Annotated in this window: 12 protein-coding genes and 1 tRNA gene; 3 read left to right on the forward strand and 10 right to left on the reverse strand. The window is 63.6% G+C overall.

The window, feature by feature from the left end; translation table 11 throughout:
- Positions 1 to 42: 42 nt before the first annotated feature.
- The 5 genes from EAO27_RS19045 to EAO27_RS19065 form a co-directional block, all read right to left on the reverse strand.
- Positions 43 to 786 (reverse strand): autoinducer binding domain-containing protein, encoded by a 744-nt coding sequence (locus EAO27_RS19045; RefSeq protein WP_242773668.1) that lies wholly within the window; start codon positions 784 to 786, stop codon positions 43 to 45.
- A 230-nt stretch (positions 787 to 1,016) separates the two neighbouring features.
- A complete protein-coding gene (locus tag EAO27_RS19050; protein ID WP_242773670.1) occupies positions 1,017 to 1,949 on the reverse strand; it encodes a DUF2493 domain-containing protein in 933 nt (310 codons plus the stop codon).
- A gap of 313 nt (positions 1,950 to 2,262) precedes the next feature.
- Positions 2,263 to 3,297, reverse strand: coding sequence for a toprim domain-containing protein (locus tag EAO27_RS19055; RefSeq protein WP_242773681.1), 1,035 nt, complete (start codon positions 3,295 to 3,297; stop codon positions 2,263 to 2,265).
- Positions 3,298 to 3,486: 189 nt separating this feature from the next.
- Positions 3,487 to 5,601: a ParB/RepB/Spo0J family partition protein gene (locus EAO27_RS19060; protein WP_242773684.1), complete on the reverse strand. Its 2,115-nt coding sequence runs from the start codon at positions 5,599 to 5,601 to the stop codon at positions 3,487 to 3,489.
- Between the two features lie 120 nt (positions 5,602 to 5,721).
- Positions 5,722 to 6,912 carry a DUF932 domain-containing protein gene (locus EAO27_RS19065; RefSeq protein ID WP_242773686.1) on the reverse strand — a complete coding sequence of 397 codons (1,191 nt, stop codon included), beginning with the start codon at positions 6,910 to 6,912 and terminating at the stop codon, positions 5,722 to 5,724.
- Between the two features lie 387 nt (positions 6,913 to 7,299).
- Between EAO27_RS19065 and EAO27_RS19070 the strand changes: the two genes are divergently transcribed.
- Complete coding sequence (locus tag EAO27_RS19070) at positions 7,300 to 8,286, forward strand: thymidylate synthase (RefSeq protein ID WP_242773688.1); 987 nt, start codon at positions 7,300 to 7,302, stop codon at positions 8,284 to 8,286.
- Positions 8,283 to 9,209, forward strand: a complete 927-nt coding sequence (locus EAO27_RS19075) for a hypothetical protein (RefSeq protein WP_242773690.1) — start codon at positions 8,283 to 8,285, stop codon at positions 9,207 to 9,209. The genes EAO27_RS19070 and EAO27_RS19075 overlap by 4 nt, the downstream gene beginning before the upstream one ends.
- Here the strand turns inward: EAO27_RS19075 and EAO27_RS19080 are convergent.
- The 4 genes from EAO27_RS19080 to EAO27_RS19095 all read right to left on the reverse strand — a co-directional run bounded on the left by EAO27_RS19080 (position 9,199) and on the right by EAO27_RS19095 (position 11,302).
- Positions 9,199 to 10,302 carry an ImmA/IrrE family metallo-endopeptidase gene (locus tag EAO27_RS19080; protein WP_242773692.1) on the reverse strand — a complete coding sequence of 368 codons (1,104 nt, stop codon included), beginning with the start codon at positions 10,300 to 10,302 and terminating at the stop codon, positions 9,199 to 9,201. The genes EAO27_RS19075 and EAO27_RS19080 overlap by 11 nt on opposite strands.
- A gap of 2 nt (positions 10,303 to 10,304) precedes the next feature.
- Positions 10,305 to 10,619: a hypothetical protein gene (locus EAO27_RS19085; RefSeq protein WP_242773694.1), complete on the reverse strand. Its 315-nt coding sequence runs from the start codon at positions 10,617 to 10,619 to the stop codon at positions 10,305 to 10,307.
- A gap of 63 nt (positions 10,620 to 10,682) precedes the next feature.
- Positions 10,683 to 11,087 (reverse strand): hypothetical protein, encoded by a 405-nt coding sequence (locus EAO27_RS19090; protein ID WP_242773697.1) that lies wholly within the window; start codon positions 11,085 to 11,087, stop codon positions 10,683 to 10,685.
- Between the two features lie 138 nt (positions 11,088 to 11,225).
- A tRNA-Arg gene (locus EAO27_RS19095) sits at positions 11,226 to 11,302 on the reverse strand.
- Positions 11,303 to 11,676: 374 nt separating this feature from the next.
- On the opposite strand from EAO27_RS19095, the gene EAO27_RS19100 reads away from it, so the two are divergent.
- A complete protein-coding gene (locus EAO27_RS19100) occupies positions 11,677 to 12,753 on the forward strand; it encodes a putative sulfate exporter family transporter (protein WP_242773700.1) in 1,077 nt (358 codons plus the stop codon).
- Between the two features lie 52 nt (positions 12,754 to 12,805).
- Here the strand turns inward: EAO27_RS19100 and EAO27_RS19105 are convergent, their stop codons facing one another.
- On the reverse strand, positions 12,806 to 13,633 hold the full coding sequence (locus EAO27_RS19105; protein WP_242773702.1) for a zinc-ribbon domain-containing protein: 828 nt from the start codon (positions 13,631 to 13,633) through the stop codon (positions 12,806 to 12,808).
- Positions 13,634 to 13,731 lie beyond the last annotated feature (98 nt).

A 13,731-nucleotide genomic window follows, 5' to 3' on the forward strand; every position in this document is an offset into this window, starting at 1 on the left:
TTCAGCCGCACCATAGCATGATAGGGGGGTGCGGCGTTTTTTTCAGCGACGGGCGATGTCGACGAAGCTGATATCGCCATCGTAGAGCGCGCGCACCGTCAGCATGATGCCGCCATTGGCACCGTAGCGTAGCCGGGCATTGCGCAGATGCTCGCGAACGGTATCGGGCGAGAGCTCGAGATGGCGTCCGATCCGCCAGATCGGATTTCCCTTGGCCGCCCAGATGACACATTCGCGCTGCCGGTCGGTAAGGCGTGGAGCGGCGCGCGAGCGGTCGGGATTAGCGATGCGATCCGCCGCCTCGAAGGCGGCCCCGCCTATCATACGGGCAAATTGCAGCGCGTCCGGATCGGCTGCGCTGCCCGGCCGCCATGCGAAAGACACCGAGCCATGAGCATCGCCTGGTATATGGGCGGGCACCGTCAGCCCGTCACCGATGCCATGACGCTGGGCTTCGGCGAGGACGATCTCGTCGCCGGCGCGCGGCGTGTCGTAGCGGCGCATATCGTGCCAAAGAAAGCCGGCCCTGCTGCGCTGGCTCGCCCTGTGCACTGGATCCGATGGGCCCAAGCGGTTTTGATCGAACCAATAGGCCCAATCCTCCGGATAATTGTGAACGCGAACCCCCTTCTCAGGCGCTGCGAGAAAATCCAGGTGATGGCTAAGCGCGAACCACGCGCAGCCCATCGCGGCGCAGGCCTCACGAAGAAGATCGGCGAGGTTGGCTCCGGTCTTCACACGCGCGAACTCGAGCTCGAAAACGTGGGCGGCGTCGATCGTCGGCATTACGAACCATGGCGCGCCGACCGCCGTTTCCGAACCAGCCGATCCGCGTGCCCCTCGTAAGGGCCGGCAACCCCGCCCTCTTACAAGGCTGGCCGCCGACGGCGTGACCGCCGCTGGTCCAGGCGATCTTGGGAGAATGTGAAATTGAAGGCTAACCTCATATATTCCTACTATATTCGAGAGATAGAACCAGATTGAGGCTAATTCTCAATCCGCCCTCCAAATTGGCTTCAGCGCCCCTTGTTCCGAAAATCCCAAAGTGGAATGCCCATCTTCGCGGCCTTGTCAGCAAGATTGTCTTGGATGCCGGTGCCCGCAAAGACGATGACGCCCACTGGCAGAGCCTCGAGCAGTCGATCGTTGCGCTTGAACGGCGCTGCCTTGCCGTGCCGGTTCCAGTCGGGCCGGAAAGCGACCTGCGCAGTGCCGCGATTTTCGGCCCAGCAGGCTGCCGCGCGCTCCGCCCCGGTCGGCGTGGCGCCGTGCAGTAAAATCATGTCATTGTAGCGGGCTTTGGCCTTGTCGAGCGCGTCCCATATGGCCGCGGGATCGCAGTCGCTGCCGCCAGTGAAGGCGATGCGCGTCCCGGCCGGTAGCAGTGCCGCCGCTTTCTCTCGAAGCCGGGCATCCAGGAAATCGCGGCTATCGATCAGCGATGCCGTGAGTGTTCGATGCATCGCGCGCGATCCCGTCCGCGGTGCCCAAGCCTTGCGAAGATGAATGCGAAACTGCTCTGCCGCGGCCTCGCGGAAGAACTCCATCGCGTCGCGCCGCTCGATCAGCGAAATGCCTTCGCGGATGGCGCGCTCAAGTTCGACCGAGCGGATTTCGCTGCCGTCCTGCTCACGCTGCAGCCGTCGCTGGAGCTGCTCATTGTCGTCAAGCGCGCGTTCAACCCGGTCGCCGGCGCGGTGGAAGAGGTTCACCAGATGCCACAGCAGGTCCTCGAGGTCGGGTTCGATCCTCGTGTCGGCAAGGCAGGCCGTCAGCGCGTCGAACATGTCGGCGACCGCTCCGCCCGCGATCCGTGCATCGGGAAGCGGTCGCGGATCAGGCTCGTCTTCATAGGGCCGATGGCCGAAGAGCTGCATCTCCTGGAGCAAATAGGCCGTGGTGCCCGGTTCGGGCGGGTATGCCTGGTCGGTATCTCCTGCGTCGTTCATGCGAGGTCTCCGTCTGCCTGAGCCGCGCCTCGCGCGGCCTTCGTGGCGACGGCCCGCGACCGGCAGGGCGGGTTCGCATCGCGGCGGACGCCGCGGCCGGAGCGCAGCGGAGGATGGCGGACGAAGGCTATTTTGCCTCGCGATGCAAAGGGGCCGCACGGCCCCGGCGGAAAATAGCCGAACGGCCACCATTGCGCTCCCGGCCTGCCGGGCGCAGTCGCCCTCTCGCGAAGGCCGAGGCGCGCCCAGCAGTAGCAGGCCAGAATAGGCTGCCGCAGCCGGCCACACCCCCGTCCCGGCACCTCCGAAGACCTCAGAAATGCACGCGGCGATCGCTTGCCTTGAGCTGCAGGCGAAGCGACGCGCCGAGGCGGGATGATCCGAGCGTCATCAGGTCGCCGTTGAAGTCGTCGCATTCAGGCTCAAGCGGCACAGTTTCTATCCCGGCTGCCGTCGCCCGCTCGCTGATCACGGCAAGCGCGACCGCTCCGGCCGTGTCGTCGTCGCGGGCAATGTAAATGCGCCGGAGCCCGGCGGGAAAGGCGAGGGCGCCGAGATGCGCGGCCGAGAGCCCGGCAATCATGGGCATCGACGGCAGCAGCTGTCGCAGCGACAAGATCGTCTCCAGACCTTCGCCCGCGGCCATCACCGGGGCCGCCCGCCCGAAGCGGACGCCATGACCCAGCAAATGCCCCATGGCGCGGCGCGGATAGGCGACCGGGGCTTTGTCCGCAGTTTCGGGATGGAGCCATGTGCGGTGAACGCCCGTGATCGCGCCCTCGAGATCGGTCACGGCCGCGATCATGGCGGGCCACGCCGGCCTTGTATCCGGCGCGTCGTCTTCGGATCGGCGATAGAAGCAATGGGGATGAAAGCGCAGCGGTTCGCTCGGCGCCAAGGCGTGGATCATCCGGCCGGCGAGATAGGCACGGGCAATGGTCGCGGCCATAGGCTTCGACGCGGCCCACAATCTGCGTGCTGCTTCCGGCGTCCCAGCAGGACCTTTGCGCGGAGCCGGGTTTCGAGAAGCGACAGGTGCCGGCGGAAGGCTGAGAAAGCGGCGCGCCTCCTCCAGCGTTTCGCGAAAATCGGAATGGCCACAGGAGGTGGCGATGATGTCCAGCAGGTCACCATGGTCCCCGCTGGCGGCATCGGTCCATTTGCCCGCTGCGCCGCGCCCGTCCGCGCTACGCGACAGGCGGACATAGAGGCTCCGGCCCGCGACGTTGTGGATGTCGCCGACCATCCAGTAATGGCCCTCGCGACGCCCATTCGAGAGGTAGCGGCGGCACACCGCCTCGGCATTTTCGCTCAACCGGCGAGCGATTTCGGTGGCAGGATCGGACATAGAGGCTCCTTTCCATCGCGGTTCGCACGGCGCCCTCTCGATCGAGAGCGCCGTGCAAAGCGGACCGGCAGCCCCTGCCAGTGACGAAGCCTCGATGTTCGTCGTTGCGTCCTCATTTTCAAGGCCGGGGCAGAAAAAAGGGAAGCCCGGCACGGAACCGGGCTTCCCATATTCGGATGGCGAAAGGGCCTATTCGGCCGCCACCGCTTCGATCGTATCGCCCTCGTCTCCCCCGCCACGATCTTCGCCGCCGGTTTCAGGTGCGTCGTCGTCGTTCGCCGCCTGCAAGTCGGCTGCGCCGACCGGCTCGGGCGTGCGAAGCGGCTTGGCGAGCCAGCCTTTGCCCTGAAGCAGCTCTTCGGCTGCGCTCGCCATCTCCGGCTTCGTCATTCCGACGAGCCGGCCCGCAACATCGGCACCACAAGCCTCCTCGACCGCTGCGAGGATTTGCGGCTTGGTGACGCGGCCGAAATAATTGGCCACCGTCGCCGTCCAGCCAGCGCCGACCATGTCGAGGCCAGCCGCCCGTGCGAGGATGTGCGAATGCTCGATGCGTGCCGCGACCGCGCGCGCCGACACCCGGCCCTGATTATATTGGGTCGCCGGCTCCCAGGTCGCATCGACACCGAACGAGACGCAATGGGCGAAGATCGCCGCCTGCTCATCGGCATCGAATGCGGCGAGCGTCTCCCACAACGCATCGGTCGCGTCGGGCAGCCGCGCGGACCAGCTTTCGTGGCGCTCGGTGAGCGCCTTCGCCGAGGCGGTGTCGTTGAGCGCAGTCCCGTAGCCGACCAGCCGGTTACTGCGCATCGAGATGCCTACACAGCTCGCCGAGATGGCGCAGGTATAGAAGGTCTCGAGAACGAGCGCGTGCAGAATGGCCGCGAAGGCAACCATCGGGTTCGATGCGACCGCGTCGCGGAGCGCGAGGGTGCGATGCGCCGTGAGGTCGGTGACGAGCCTGTCGGGAAGCGGGCGAAGCAGATCGTCGGGGTCCTCCTCCTCCTCTGCGCTTTCGGCAGGCGCGCTTTCGCTGTCCGGCGCGATCGCGTCATCCGGCCGCTCGCCAGCGCCCTCGTCGCCGCCCGCCTCGTCCGTAGTCTCGTCGACAGGTTCGGCAGGCTCGTCCTCGGGCCGGACATAGCCGCGCTCGATATGGAGCGAGCCATCGACATCGATGCTGACGAAGGTGCCGGCAATCGCGATCTCGGCGGAATCATAGACAAGCGGCTTCGAGACCAAGGGCGCGATCTCCTCGTCGATCGCTTGGATGCGCGCGGCGACTTCGTCGGGGATTTCGTCCTCGCCGGCCCATTGGTCTTCGAGCCGGTCGGCCTCTTCGCGAAGCGCTTCGAGGCGGGCTTCATCCTCCGCACTCGCGGGCGGTTCCTCGCCATCGATCGGCCGCAGCCCGAAGTTATGGCCATAGGGGAAGTCGACCGCCGTCTCGATCCACTTCCAGCCCTCGGCCGCGATCACCGCGACTTCGGCGTCGAGCTTTTCGGTCTGGAGACGATCGAGCAGCGCGACGTCCTCAAGCCAGCCGCCGTCGTCAGATTCGAACAAATCGCGCAAGACATGACCGCCCGCGGCGAGATAGGCATCGAGGGTGACGAAGCGCACGCGCTTGTCCGACGCGCGCGCCTTGTCTTCGGTGAGGCGCGCCCGGATGAACCAGGGCTGCTGGTTGTGGCTCGTCTGGAGCATCTCCCAGACCTGTTCCTGGCGCGCATGATCGCTGGCGACCGAAAAGGCCATCAGCTGCTCAAGGGTCATGCCGTCCTCGGCATAGATGTCGTGCAGCTTCGGCGAGACGTCGGCGAGTTTCAGCCGCTGCTTCACCACAGCCGGCGTCACCATGAAGGTCGCGGCGATGGTCTCGACGTCGCTCCCCTGCTCGACGAGCTTCTGCATCGCGCGGAACTGATCGAGCGGATGCAGCGGCTCGCGATGGACATTCTCGGCAAGCGAATCCTCCTCGGCCGACACGCTGTCGTCGTCGCGGACAATGCACGGCACCGGTTCGGTCTTGGCCATGCGGCGGGTCTTGACGAGCCGCTGCAGCGCGCGGAAGCGCCGGCCACCCGCCGGCACTTCGAACTTGCCGGTTTCCTGTCCTTCGTCGTCGCGTTGGGCGCGAACGGTCAGGCTCTGGAGCAGGCCGCGTCGCTCGATATCGGCGGCAAGGCTGTCGATCGACACCCCGGCCTTCACGCGGCGAACATTCGCCTGGCTCAGGACAAGGGCGCTGAACGGGATATCGCGCGCGCCGCTGAGGCTGATTTTCACATGTTTCGTCATGACTCATCTCCATGACGGGCGGCCGCGAGACTCTCTCTCGACCTCTGGCCCGTCATGGCTCCGGCGCAGCCCTCTTCCTCTTCGGAACAGGGCCACGCCGGATAAGTGAGCCGACAGGAGTCAGTGCACCGAAGCGAGCAGTTTCGCGGCCTTTCCTTCGAGTTCAAGGCGCGCGTCCTGATGCGACCGATCGCGCGCAACCGCGGTAATTCCTTGCACGAAGTCGAAGATCGAAGACGGCGGGTGGCCTTCTTCCTGCAGGACCGTCGCGATGATTTTGTCGGTTTCGCCCTTCGAGAAGCCGCGTTTGCGCAGGAAGCTCTGCCTTTCGTCGATGTCGCGCGCGACGATGGCGGCGCGCGCCGCCTTGATCCCATTCAGGAAGGATCCGGCCGACGACGAAGCGAAGCGCTCCAGCGCGGGCGCCGCCTCCTGCGCGAACCGTCCTGCGGCGAATTTGCTGTGGCGGATGCTGATCTCTTCGAAGCCTTCGGCGCCCCAGATGTTTCGGTTCATACAAACGGCCCGCAGAAAAAAGGTGGCCATGCCGAGTGTTTTGGCGCCGACCTCGCTGTTCCAGCAGTAGAAGCCGCGAAAGAAGAGATCGGGATCGCCGTTCGGCAACCGTCCCGTTTCGATCGGGTTCGCATCGTCGACGAGGAAGAGGAAGACGTCGCGGTCGCTTGCATATAGCGTCGTCGTGTCCTTGGTCACCTCGACGAACGGATTGTGCCGCATCGACGACCAGTCGAGCGTCCCCGGCACCTTCCAGCGCGTGTCGCCCGTGCCGTCGCCGGCGATCTTCATAACCGCCGACACGAGCTCATGATCCCAGATGCGACCATAATCCGGGCCGGTGACCGCCCGCAGTTCGGTGCGGCCGTCGCCAGTCTCGAGGGTCTTCACCAGCTCGCCCCGATGCGCCAGCAACCCATGCTGCATGTTGATGCCCGCCAGCGCCGAAGGCAGCTGGCGCAGATAGCTGGAGGGCGCGCCCACGAGGCTGCAAAGCTGTCCGAATGACCAGTGGGTCGGCGCCACAGGCTCGTGGCGATCGGGAAGGAGAAGGCTGAGCCGCTCGGGATTATCGCTCGCTGCCTCGACCCGGATCGCGCGGGTTTCGACGGTGCGGGCAGTAGCAATCTCAGCCCGCGCTCGCACCGCCTCATAAAGCTCACTCAGCGAAAGATAGCGCTCATCATCGGGGCGCGAGAACCATTCGGATGAGACGCGACCAATGCGTTGGCCGCGCGATATATCAACCTTGTACCCCAATGGGTCCAGGGTCGCAGCGGGGATGGGAAGGGTCATGGTAAGTCTCCGTGACGAGCGCTTGGAGCCTCTCTCCAAGCCTCCGCCCGTCACGGGGCATCCTGAATCCCTCTCACTCTCAATCTTCGCCGCAGAGGCGTGGCGTGCGCGGGCGGGGGCGTAGCGCCAGCCCGCTCGCTCCCTTGCCGGGAAACCCGTCGGAAGACCTCGATGCTTTCCGATTCATCGATCAATGTTGGAGACTATATGGAGATAAATGCGCGAAAAGTGCACAGGTATGCCCTTCCGCTGAGTGCAATTGCGATAAGCATCTACAAAAGGGGGAAGCCTCATCTAAGTTCAGATCGGATCAAATGTCGCTTTTGCCATTGAGAAGTGTCCTGGACACCGATCTAAGAGCGGAAAATATAGCTCTGGGGAGGGCAAATGGAGATAATCGGCGATAGCCTCGATGACATACTTATCGAGGCCTATAAGAAGTTGCAAAGTTTGGGAGTTCCCAATGAAGGCTCACGCGGCGATCACCGGGAACTCATCGGCGTTTCTATTCGGATCGGTCACCCGCGGGCTCGGCTAAGCCGATCAAATGATCGGGGGCTTCCTTTCAGCGCGCTGGGAGAGTTTCTCTGGTATCTGACCAAATCTGACGACATCGATTTCATCACCGCATATATTCCGAACTACAAGAAAGAGATCGGACCGGATGGTCGGATCAACGGTGCCTATGGGCCGCGCCTCTTCTCGACCTATGGTCTCGATCAGATTGAGGCCGTAATTGATCTACTCGAAAGAAAGCCCCACACCCGGCGCGCCGTCTTGCAGCTCTATGCGGCGAAGGACCTGAAGATCGACGCAGAGGTTCCCTGCACAACTACGCTGCAGTTCTTCATCAGGGACGAAAAGCTTCATCTGATGGCATCATTGCGCTCGAATGATGCGTATCTCGGGCTTCCACACGACGTGTTCTGTTTTACGATGCTGCAGGAGATGATTGCTAATCGTCTAGGGGTTGGGCTCGGTGAATACATCCAGATGGTCGGCAGCTTCCATCTGTACGAAGAGCATGAAGAAAACGCATCGCGCTACACGCAAGAAGGTCATCACCGGCTGGTTGAAATGCCTCCGATGCCTGCCGGCGACCCGTTCGCGTTGGTGGATAAAATTCTTGAGGCCGAGCAGCAGATCCGGACGGGAAGCGGCGATCCGACGGAGCTCATGTCCCTCCTCCCACCCTATTGGGCCGATCTCCTACGCCTTGTGCAGGCCCGCTTCGCCGACCACCCGGACAAGATTGACGCGATCCGATCCGGGCTGACGGACCCCCTGTTCCAAACCTATATCGATGACCGGCGCGATAAGCAGTCGGCAAAACTCGAACGAGCCGCAGCGAAAAATCAAGGAATGAGCGAATGAAGTGGCCGAAAAAGGAAGCGCGGCGCCAACAGATCGAGCAAGCGCTCGTCGCCTTCGAACAGAACGTTGCGCCCCTCCCGGGCATGCCTACACCGGTTGAACGCTACGTACTGAGCCGACAAATTATTGCGAGCATCCGGCGCGAGGAATATTTCGAGATCCTTCAAAAGCGCGGAGCGATATCGGCGCGGCGAGCGGATCCCAATGATCCGGCTTTCGAAGCCGAAGCTGGCGTCGTCTATCTGATTCAGTCCGGTCAAATCGACGAGGCGGCGTGGCTGATATTCCTCATGGTGTTTTTTGCTAAGCCTGAAGTCAGCGGATGGACGCGCCTCAAGGACGTGTACGGTAAGCTCGGCCAAGGTAAATGGGATTGGGCGACAGTGAGCGGAAACCCGGCCGCGCTCACGGCCTGGCTCACAGCGAACTGGCGAAAAATTCGCGGAAAATTCGGCAACCACAGAAAGTATGAAAGCATGCGGCCTGATGCAAACCGTCCAATCGGCGGTTCATTCGCGACATATATCGGTTGGGTGTCCGCGAGCGGCGGTCATGTGCCTCACTTCGCCGGGCTGGTGCAAGCGGCCGGCAATGACCCCCATGTTATTTTTGATGCGTTCTACCGGGCAATCCCAGTTAAGGGGTTCGGCCGCCTTGGACGCTTCGACTGGGTCGCAATGCTGGCCAGATATGGATTGATCCCGGCCGAGGCCGGCTCGGCATATCTCGATGGGGCGACGGGTCCAACAAATGGAGCGAAGCTGCTGTTTTTTAATGATCGAAAAGCGAATGTGTCCACCGCTGATATCCAGGCGAGACTCAATCAGCTCGACCAGCATCTGAACGTCGGCATGGAGATCTTGGAGGATTCACTCTGCAACTGGCAGAAAAAGCCGCGGCAGTTTGAGCATTTCAAAGGCTAGCGATCGCCTCGTCGATCTCTGCCCAAGTCCAGTTTCTTCGTAAGAACGTCAATCGGAACGGCGGAATTCGTCCACGGTGTTCCATTTGGCCGCGCACAAGGCCCGGTGCCACATCCGCGAGAATAGCAAACCGCGTAATGTCCTTATGCCGAGCCGGCAAACTCTCGAAGTCGCGCTCCATGTGAGGGGGAACGACAAGCGAGGCGGCGAACGCATTGGCCTCATCTTCACAGGCGTCGTCAGGCATCTCGTCTTCGTCAACGAACGCCCGCGCGCCGTGCAGCAGGAGATGACCGATTTCATGAAATAAAGTGAACCAGAACTGCTCGTCTGACCTGTATCGGAAACTTAACAATATCATCGCCCTTTCAGGCGTTATCATCCTGCTTGCACCGCTAGCCCTGCAACCTTGCGGCGTACGCTTTATCACGAGTGCGACCCCCGCTTCCGCGAGGAGCTTTTTCAGGAGTGGCAGGAACCGGCCTGGCCGGCGGATGAACGAAAGCTTCTTGATCTCCCTCAAACGGGCTTCAAGCGCTTCTGGGTTCCATACGGCCGTGTCAGCAATGGTAGCTTCAAGTTCAGCCTCCCGCAGCCACAACGAGGTCGGGCCTTCGTGGGAGGAAAATGTCAGCGAGGTCCGAAACCTTGCCTGCCGATTTTCGGCTCCATACCGGCCTTGCCAAGCGCCAAGTGTTCCGACGGCGAAGAATGCAAGCCTGCGCCGAAGCTCCTCGTTGCGCCTATCGTCGTTCAACTTGCCACGAGCCGCCGGTCCCGGCGCCGGAATTGCACTAAGCCACACGGTTGCCTCTTCCGGCGGGACGGACGCGACCGCGCGCTCCAGAGCAAGCTCGTAATTCTCTTGGCGCTTGAGCCAGAATTCAATCGAGCCGCCAACCGTGAGGCCAATTACAGCCGCGGATTCAGGATCGATTGGCTCAAGCCCCGACACTAATCCACGCAGCTGAGCCATTCCTCCTGACAATCGGCCGGCCAGATCCGACGCGGCTACACCGCGGCGCTGCATGGCGGCAACAAGGCTGTCTCCCGGGCAGGAAAACCAATCGGCGTGTGAAGTGGTGTTCTCCATCGTCAGAGCTCCACTATTTGGGTCAACATCAAGCGGCGAATTTGGGCCCAAACAGGCCTCCCGTCGGCGTCGAGCGGCGCATCGGGAAGTGTGGGCCGCAATATCGCGCGATGCTTCCGGCTGAAATCTATCACTATACAACCCTGCCCGTCCACGTTGGCTCCAAGAAAAGCAATCATCTCAGCTGCATTCTGAAACGCTTCAATGTCCGCGATCATCTGAACGAGGGATTGGGCTTCCACGGGTCCGATCCACGCCTGCATATTCTGCAGCTTGGTGCATCCATCCCTCAATTCTGGGGTGTCGAACGACAGCACAATCACAGGACGTTATCCGCAGAACCGAGGTTTCAGTGGCGCCACTGCGGTCGCTTCCAGTTGTCACTGGGGTAGCGGCGAGTTTGGCGGCTTGCGGCTCCGCTTCTCGCGAATTGCGGATGTTCTGCGATGATTGCGGTCCAGTTCGGCTTCACCGGCGGCGTTCATGTCGACATTGTGAGCATGCGCCATACCAGCAAGCGTGACCATGACACCGCCTGTTTCGTGAGCGACATCACCGACTGGCCGCGTGAAAACATAATTCAAAAGCGCGATGGCATCATCGCGCGTGCACCCGCCAGCTTGCGCAAGCTCAAGTGCTTCTTCCAGAAATCGATGGGTACGATCGAGCCTATCGTAGGCCGCCTCGTCGCCGAAGCAGCTCACGAGCCAAGCGTTCACCCGCTCCTGGTAATTGTCGTCCAAATCCGGATCCATTTCCCGAACTTGCAGCGCCGAAACACCCATGCTCGCTTCCCCCAAACCCGCCTCAACGGTGTGAATCACAATTGGGAGTCGCTGTCCACCACAACCTGTGGGGGCCAGGACGAATCCAGCCACCAAATGTCGTCCACGATATGAAGGCGCGCACCACGCTGCGAATATTGGCGCACCCGACAGGATTCGAACCTGTGACCTTCGCCTTCGGAGGGCGACACTCTATCCAGCTGAGCTACGGGTGCTTCGCGGCGCTGCCTAGCCGGTCAAACGGTCATCGGTCAACGGATTCGATGCAGGATGGTCCGACTGCTCGGTTCGCGACCGCGCCACTCTGCGGTGGCCCTTCGTACTCTATGATACTACGCAGTATGCTTACGTCATGCTTACGTGAAGCGATTTCACCAGATTGGTTCGCTGAAACACCGCGAAAATTCCGAATAAAATCAACCATCTATTTGGAATGGGAAGCCTGATTTTGAGGCTTGACCTCTGCCTTCGGAGGGCAGCGCTCTATCCAGCTGAGCTACGGGTGCCGGTAGAAGCGCGCCTCTAGCAAGGGAGCGGCGCGCCCACAATGGCCTATCGACGCCCGCCTGCGGATGTGCAAAGCGGAGCCATGGACCGGGGCCGGACATTCGACGCAGAGCGCTGGCCGATGGCCGCCGACCTTTACGGCGAGATGCAGCTCGAGGCGCATCCGCCGGCGCGCCACCGCTGGCGCGACTATCTGCCCGGCGCTTTCGTTACTGCCATCGCCGCGCTCGCCGCCGCCTGGCTCGCCGATCATTACGCCGCGCCGATCGTGCTGATGGGGCTGCTCATCGGTCTGTCGTTGAGCTTCCTGTCGCAGGACAAGCGCACCCACGCCGGGCTCGACCTGATGTCGCAGACCGCGCTGCGCATCGGCATCGTGCTCGTCGGCGCGCGAATCACCGCGGTGCAGCTGGCCGAACTCGGCCCGTGGCCCTTTGCGCTGCTGGTACTGATCATGCTCGCGGTGATCGTCGTGACCGTCGCGAGCGCGCGACTGTTCCGGCAGGACCGCCACGCCGCGCTGCTCGCGGGCGGCGCGACCGCGATCTGCGGCGCGTCGGCGGCGCTCGCGCTCTATTCGCTGATCGGCGACAAGCGCGTCGACCAGGCGCGCTTCACGCTGACCCTCGTCGGCATAACCGTCGCGAGCGCGCTGGCGATGACGCTCTATCCGGTGCTCGCGGCGCAGCTGGGGCTCAGCGATGCGCAGGCGGGTTTCCTGATCGGCGCGTCGATCCACGACGTCGCGCAGGCGATCGGCGGCGGCTTTTCCTTCTCGGCGCCCGCGGGCGAGGTCGCGACGATCGTCAAGCTCGCGCGCGTCGCGCTGCTCGCGCCGATGCTGATGCTCGTCGGGCTGTGGCTCGCGCGGAGCGGCGAAGCCGAAGGAACCAAGGCGCGAATCCCGCTGCGCCTGCCGTGGTTCATTCTCGGCTTTCTTGCGGTCGCGGGGGTGAATTCGCTCGTCGCGATCCCCCGGCCGCTCACCGATGCCGCGGCGAACGGCGCGCAGGCGCTGCTGCTGCTCGCGATCGTCGCCACCGCGATGAAGGCGCGGCTGCACCTGCTGCTCGATCAGGGGTGGCGCAGCTTCGCCCCGATCGTCGTCGCGACGCTGACGAGCTTCCTTTTGTCGCTGGCGGCCGCGCTCAGCCTGTGACGGCGTGACGCCACGGGTCGGGTCGGGTTTAATCTGGCCGCGGAGGACAGATTTAGTTCTTCGGCAGCGCCCAGCTGACCGTCAGCTGTTCGGCGCGGCGCGGAATGTCCAGCTTGGCCTCGCTGAAATTGACCTTTTCGTTCGGCGGCAGCGTTCGCACCGGCGGCTTGATCGTCCAGCTGTAGACGATCGTTCCCTGCGCATCGCGCAGTTCGGCGAGGATCGGCGGGACGCGCTGTTCGCGGTCGGTCGGGTTGATGATCACTCCCGAGGCGGCGAAATAGATGGTGCCGTCGGCGAGTTCGCGATGGTCCTGGTTCGGCGGCAGCTCGATCACGAGATCGGGTTCGTCGGCGAGCCCGGGAAGCCCCAGCCCCTGCGCCCAGCCGGGCAGCCCAAACCAGTAAAGCGCGCCGGTCGCGGCGATCATCAGTGCGGCGGCCGCCCCGGCGACGAGCGTCCAGCGCTTCGCGGGATTGCGGCGCGGGCGGCGATGCGGCAGCGGCGCCTCGCTTTCGGTCACCATGACCCGGGGCTCGGGTGCGGCGGGCGCCACGAACGCCGCGGGGGGCGGAGTCTCGGGCGGCGGCGCTTCGACCGGGGCATCGGCGCGCGGAGGCGGCGCGACGGGCGGCGAGGCGGTCGGCGGTTCTGCGACCGCAGCGGGGGGCGGGACGGGCGCAGCGGCGGGCGTGGCGGGCGGCGGCGGGGCCGCGGCGGGTGCCATCGGCGGCGCCACGGACGCGGCGGTGGCGCCGGCCGCGGGCTCCTGGAACCAGCTGTGGCGGCAATTGGCGCAACGCACGGTGCGGCCGTTGGCGCCGATCGCCGTATCGGGGACGACGTAGCGCGTGTGGCAGGCTGGGCAGGCGAGGATCATGTCCCCTCTAAACACGGCGATTCGCGGCATGCAAGGCCCGCGTCGCCGGGACGTGCCTACTCGGCGCTTGTCCTTGCGGGAAAGCCATGCGAGAGGCG

Source organism: Sphingopyxis sp. YF1 (assembly GCF_022701295.1).
Taxonomy (GTDB): Bacteria; Pseudomonadota; Alphaproteobacteria; order Sphingomonadales; family Sphingomonadaceae; genus Sphingopyxis.

What these genes read in the sequence shown, in the direction of transcription:
- EAO27_RS19075 (WP_242773690.1), top strand. Translation starts at nt 8,283, where the DNA reads ATGAAGTGGCCGAAAAAGGAAGCGCGGCGCCAACAGATCGAGCAAGCG.
- EAO27_RS19105 (WP_242773702.1), bottom strand. Translation starts at nt 13,633, where the DNA reads ATGATCCTCGCCTGCCCAGCCTGCCACACGCGCTACGTCGTCCCCGAT.
- EAO27_RS19055 (WP_242773681.1), bottom strand. Translation starts at nt 3,297, where the DNA reads ATGTCCGATCCTGCCACCGAAATCGCTCGCCGGTTGAGCGAAAATGCC.
- EAO27_RS19050 (WP_242773670.1), bottom strand. Translation starts at nt 1,949, where the DNA reads ATGAACGACGCAGGAGATACCGACCAGGCATACCCGCCCGAACCGGGC.
- EAO27_RS19080 (WP_242773692.1), bottom strand. Translation starts at nt 10,302, where the DNA reads ATGGAGAACACCACTTCACACGCCGATTGGTTTTCCTGCCCGGGAGAC.
- EAO27_RS19090 (WP_242773697.1), bottom strand. Translation starts at nt 11,087, where the DNA reads ATGGGTGTTTCGGCGCTGCAAGTTCGGGAAATGGATCCGGATTTGGAC.
- EAO27_RS19070 (WP_242773688.1), top strand. Translation starts at nt 7,300, where the DNA reads ATGGAGATAATCGGCGATAGCCTCGATGACATACTTATCGAGGCCTAT.
- EAO27_RS19065 (WP_242773686.1), bottom strand. Translation starts at nt 6,912, where the DNA reads ATGACCCTTCCCATCCCCGCTGCGACCCTGGACCCATTGGGGTACAAG.
- EAO27_RS19100 (WP_242773700.1), top strand. Translation starts at nt 11,677, where the DNA reads ATGGACCGGGGCCGGACATTCGACGCAGAGCGCTGGCCGATGGCCGCC.
- EAO27_RS19045 (WP_242773668.1), bottom strand. Translation starts at nt 786, where the DNA reads ATGCCGACGATCGACGCCGCCCACGTTTTCGAGCTCGAGTTCGCGCGT.
- EAO27_RS19060 (WP_242773684.1), bottom strand. Translation starts at nt 5,601, where the DNA reads ATGACGAAACATGTGAAAATCAGCCTCAGCGGCGCGCGCGATATCCCG.